Genomic DNA, 4,839 nt, shown 5'->3' with positions numbered 1-4,839 from the left:
TTAGAAACATTGGATGTTTGCCATTCAATATTCGTAACCAACAGAAGCATGTTCCACCTAATATAATAGTAAGTTACTTTGTTATATAAGTGGAATGGTCCAACTATAAGCCATTCAAGCAGGACAAATAACAGTTGGCTATTTGCTCCTTCGTCGCTTATTTTAGCCAACCATTATTTGCCTCTTAATGGGGCGTTATGCGGCATTGCGAATTCGATTAAATGTAATTGTGGTAGTTGCCTTTTCCTTATCCTGGTTATTTACGCGTAATTAAATCTATTTAAGTTTTTGGTTAAATAGTTTTTCGCCAAAGTAGGTAAGTGGTAAATTTACTTTTGATTAGTGGCTCAAAATTCACGGTTTATTGTGTCGCAATGCTGTGAGTTTTTTTAATGTGCATTTTATGTCATTAATATTTATATCAATTGTGCAGTTTGTGGTGGTGTAAAAATCGCATAACAAGGCATTCAAACGGACAAAAAACAGTTGGCTGTTTTCACTTCGTTCAACATTTTAGCCAACAATTTTTTGCCGTTTAATGTGGCGTTATACATCAAGGAAGGTTATGCGTAAAATTCTAGCATTGTCGTTTTTTTTAAGTTTAAATGTTTTTGCATGTGGTGAAGACGCAAAAGAATTTCATCCATTTGCCGTTGAAATCATTAGTAAGAATAAGCAAAAACAAAGTTTAAAAACCTTCGAAATATTATCGCCAATACAAAAAGGTGAAAATTTTTTAAGCAGTACAACCGCACTATTAGATGATGAATTTGTAATTAACCTAGATGTGAAAGAGGATTATAAATACGTTGGGGATTATTATCGTTCTTATTTTAGTGTTTCAGCTAAAAACGTAGATAAAATCGAAATTATTTTGGCATACAATACTACTAAAAAAGATAGATCTAACATAATATTTTGCGGTAACTTTAAGCAGTATAAATTAACACAACTACTTGAATTTGAATCAGCAAACGATGCTCCGCCACCACCCCCAAGAATGCCAGATTAGTAGTTAGTGTAAATTGATGTATAACAAGCCATTCAAGCAGGACTTTTAACAGATAATTGGACTCCCCCACACCTTGAGGTGTAGGGTAATATACTGTTACCACACAAATATATTATAAAGAGTCCTGATATGTATCGTACTAGAGTTGGTGTTGATTTAGCAAAAGAAGTTATTCAAGTTTGTATTTATAGGAACAAAAAGGTGCAGTCAAATAGTGAAATGACACCGACCGAATTTCTTTCTTGGTTAGTTAATGCCAAACCGGTAACGATAATATTTGAAGCGTGTGGTACCTCGAATTACTGGAGACAAAAAGCGATTGAAGCCGGTCATGATGCCCGTTTGATTTCAGCTAAGTTGGTATCAGTTGTACGACAAAATCAAAAGACTGATAAAAATGATGCTCTGGCTATTGTTCAAACGTCATTACTACCTGATGTCACCTTTATTGGCGGTAAAACAGTTGAGCAGCAACAACTACAATCGATTAAAAGATTACGAGAGTTAGCCGTTAAACACCAGGGTGCCAGTCAGAAGCAGTTAGTGTCTTTATTATTAGAAATGAATATTCGTATTTCTAATCGCAAAGGCGGCATTATATCTGCCATCGAGGGCGTATTAGAGGATGCTACCAATGGTTTGTCTGTAGAATGTCGAGCCGCTATTTTTACGTCCAAAGAACATTTACAAAGTTTAATCAAAGCTGTACACCGTTATGATGAGTGTTTAGAGAAATCAGTTATTGCTCATGCTGATTGTAAAAAGCTACTCAAGCTGGAAGGCGTTGGCACCATGAATGCGATTAACTTATATATTGCACTAGGGTGTTGGGATATAGGTGTTTTCACTAAAGGAAAAGATGCTTCAGCATGCATTGGGTTAACACCAATACAGCATTCATCAGGTGGTCTTGTGAAATTAGGCTCAATAGGAAAGCATTGTAAAAATAGTATATTGAGAAGTCAGTTGGTTTGCGGCGCAATGGCCGCGGTTACTCAAGCTGTGAATAGAGAAGCCAAAACTAAAAAAGACGTTTGGATTAAAGGGCTCGTTGAGCGACGAGGCAAAAAATGTGCTGCGGTGGCACTTGCTAATAAAACGGTAAGAACGGCTTATGCGATGTTGACCAAAGGTAGTGAATATAAAGCTGAGCTATTGACAGCTTAAAAAGAATTGAATAGAAAAAGTAGTTCAAAAGCGTTCACACAACAAAAATGCAAAACGAAGATAAAAATCAGCTAGTTTAGTCAGTAGCCAACAGAGAGCTTTTAGCTCGCTTAACAGATTTGACAATTAGTTCGCGTAAATATCAAAGAGCCAGAGATAGCTTCTCAGTTTAGAGCTCGTACATAAGTACGCATTTATTTCTTTGTATTATTATTTTTGTTGTTGACAAGGGGGAGTCCACATAAGTTGGCTAGGTTCCGCTTCGCTACACATTATAACCAACAATTAAAAGCCTCTTAATGGGGCGTTATGCGGCATTGCGAATTTGATTAAATATAATTGTGGTGTTTGTCTTTTCTTTATCTTGGTTATTTACGCGTAATCAAATCTATTTCAGTTTTTGGTTAAATAGTTTTTCGCCAAAGCAGGTAAGTGGTAAATTCACTTTTGATTAGTGGCTCAAAATTCGCGGTTTACTGTGTCGCAATGCTGTGAGTTTTTTTAATGTGCATTTTATGTCATTAATATTTATATAAATTGTGCAGTTTGTGGTAATGTAAAAGTCGCATAACAAGGCATTCAAACGGACAAAAAACAGTTGGCTGTTTTCACTTCGTTCAACATTATAGCCAACAATTTTTAGCCGCTTAATGTGGCGTTAGCAGTATAGGCAATATTGGCATCATCAATCAGACTCAATCGAAATGAATAGACTAGAAAGAATAAAAAGTTATTGCTGTATCGGGTTGTTTTCTTCCGTAGAAGAAGCGGGAGAAGAAGATATCCATATTAAATTTACAAACCTTAGAGGTGAATCTGTTTGGTTTGTTGAGATTCCAGCAAAAGTGGTTGGTGGTGGTAACATAATATCTAATTGTCCGTGGTGCGGAGAAAGTTTGCCTAAAAATACAAAAGTAGCAGCAGGTTAAAATACTGCTAACAAGGCATTCAAACGGACAAAAAACAGTTGGTTGTTTTCACTCCGCTCAACATTTTAACCAACAATTTTTTGCCGCTTAATGTGGCGTTATGCGGCATTCCGAATTCGATTAAATGTAATTGTGGTAGTTGCCTTTTTTTTATCCTGGTAATTTACGTGTAATTAAATCTATTTCAGTTTTTGGTTAAATAGTTTTTCGCCAAAGTAGGTAAGTGGTAAATTCACTTTTGATTTGTGGCTCAAAATTCACGGTTTAGTGTGTCGCAATGCTGTGAGTTTTTAAATGTGTATTTTATGTCGCTAATATTTATATAAATTGTGCGGTTTGTGGTAATGTAAAAATCGCATAACAAGGCGTTCAAACGGACAAATAACAGCTGGCTGTTGTTCGTGCCTCACACATTTTAGCCAGCTATTATTTGCCGCTTAACGTGGCGTTATATTTCAAGGAAGTTGTAGTGGGTGCTCAGCAGAAAAATGAAATTATTCATTTCCAGCGGGTTATGATGTCTTTAATCGATATTAAGTATACGAAAGACTTGATAAATGAAACGACTCCATCTGATATTAATGAAAATATTCAGAGAGCATTTCATGAATCTGTAATTATCTCTTATAGTAGGCCTTTTAGCGGAAATGACTCTGGAGACTTGCGTAAGGGCTTCTTAAAACACTTTACCCCTTCACAAAAAGACATGCATAATCGAGTTATAAAAACATTAAGAAATCAAGTTGTTGCTCACTCGGATTCAAAAGTTTATGGAGTTAATTTTAGTATAACTGAGATAGATGACATCAAATGGGTTTGGCCTTTTATGACTAAAATACCACACTTGCTAGATAAAAGTGATCTCAAACTTATTAATGAAAATTGCCAAATAATAGAATCGTGGCTATTTGAAGAGCAGACACGAATAAAGAACTTCTTGCCTTGTGGTAGCTATTGAAATATAACAAGAAAATCAACAAGGACACGTAACAGTTGGCTACGTTTCGCTTCGCTACACAATTTTAGCCAACCATTACTTAGCCTGTTATTTGGGCGTTAGGCATTTAGAGTTAATATGGATATTTATATACATCTGCTAGCCGTCATACCTTCTTTAGTTTTAGGAGCTATAAATTTATCCTTAGAAAAGGGTACTTTAATCCACAAGCGTATTGGAAAGTTTTGGGCTGTTTTAATGCTTATTACAGCTATTAGTTCTCTTTTTATAATGCCAACTGGTAGCTTTACGTGGTTACACCTTTTTTCTATTTTGGTTATTGTTTGTATTCCAGTTGGAGTGTCTTCTATTCGTAAAGGTAATATCAAACGTCATACTCATTGTATGCTTGGTGCATACATAGGTACTGTTATTTCAGCTTATTTTGCTGTTGTGACTCCTGGTCGTTTTCTTAATGGCGTATTTTATTAGCATATGCCTAACAAGAAATTAAACAAGGACAAAAAACAGTTGGCTTTTTGTTCACTCCGTTCACTTATTTTAGCCAACAATTTTTTGCCTGTTAATTAGGCGTTGGTATGACTCCCCACGTCAAGTTAAATACACTGATCCTTGTTCATTAATTTCAGAACCATTGTATTCACTTTCAGTATTAAGTGAGTTAACGCATAGAATGAAGCAAGTAATTTCGTCGGTTATCATGCTGATATTCGTGGATTACTAACTTATTAGTTAGCAGCGCCTACCTTACTCATTTCGTCGTGGCACCTGTC

Annotated in this window: 5 protein-coding genes; all 5 read left to right on the top strand. The window is 35.6% G+C overall.

The genetic code is table 11. The features are described 5' to 3' along the window. Positions 1–565: 565 nt before the first annotated feature. The 5 genes from H4J67_RS19435 to H4J67_RS19415 all read left to right on the top strand — a co-directional run bounded on the left by H4J67_RS19435 (position 566) and on the right by H4J67_RS19415 (position 4,537). Positions 566–1,012, top strand: a complete 447-nt coding sequence (locus H4J67_RS19435) for a hypothetical protein (protein WP_182204766.1) — start codon at positions 566–568, stop codon at positions 1,010–1,012. A 129-nt stretch (positions 1,013–1,141) separates the two neighbouring features. Next, positions 1,142–2,179: an IS110 family transposase gene (locus H4J67_RS19430; protein WP_182204764.1), complete on the top strand. Its 1,038-nt coding sequence runs from the start codon at positions 1,142–1,144 to the stop codon at positions 2,177–2,179. 704 nt (positions 2,180–2,883) lie between these two features. Next, positions 2,884–3,108 carry a hypothetical protein gene (locus tag H4J67_RS19425; protein WP_182204762.1) on the top strand — a complete coding sequence of 75 codons (225 nt, stop codon included), beginning with the start codon at positions 2,884–2,886 and terminating at the stop codon, positions 3,106–3,108. Positions 3,109–3,577: 469 nt separating this feature from the next. Further along, the gene (locus H4J67_RS19420; protein ID WP_182204760.1) at positions 3,578–4,066 is read left to right on the top strand and encodes a hypothetical protein; all 489 of its coding nucleotides are present in this window, start codon (positions 3,578–3,580) and stop codon (positions 4,064–4,066) included. A 117-nt stretch (positions 4,067–4,183) separates the two neighbouring features. After that, positions 4,184–4,537, top strand: a complete 354-nt coding sequence (locus tag H4J67_RS19415) for a DUF2306 domain-containing protein (RefSeq protein ID WP_182169553.1) — start codon at positions 4,184–4,186, stop codon at positions 4,535–4,537. Positions 4,538–4,839 lie beyond the last annotated feature (302 nt).

Origin of the sequence: Colwellia sp. BRX10-4 (assembly GCF_014077465.1) — a bacterium.
Taxonomy (GTDB): Bacteria; Pseudomonadota; Gammaproteobacteria; order Enterobacterales; family Alteromonadaceae; genus Colwellia_A.
Note: the sequence above shows the minus strand (reverse complement) of the source record. Positions and strands in the feature narration are given on the sequence as shown.

Coding starts and splice junctions, on each gene's coding strand:
- H4J67_RS19415 (WP_182169553.1), top strand. CDS start 4,184: ATGGATATTTATATACATCTGCTAGCCGTCATACCTTCTTTAGTTTTA.
- H4J67_RS19425 (WP_182204762.1), top strand. CDS start 2,884: ATGAATAGACTAGAAAGAATAAAAAGTTATTGCTGTATCGGGTTGTTT.
- H4J67_RS19430 (WP_182204764.1), top strand. CDS start 1,142: ATGTATCGTACTAGAGTTGGTGTTGATTTAGCAAAAGAAGTTATTCAA.
- H4J67_RS19435 (WP_182204766.1), top strand. CDS start 566: ATGCGTAAAATTCTAGCATTGTCGTTTTTTTTAAGTTTAAATGTTTTT.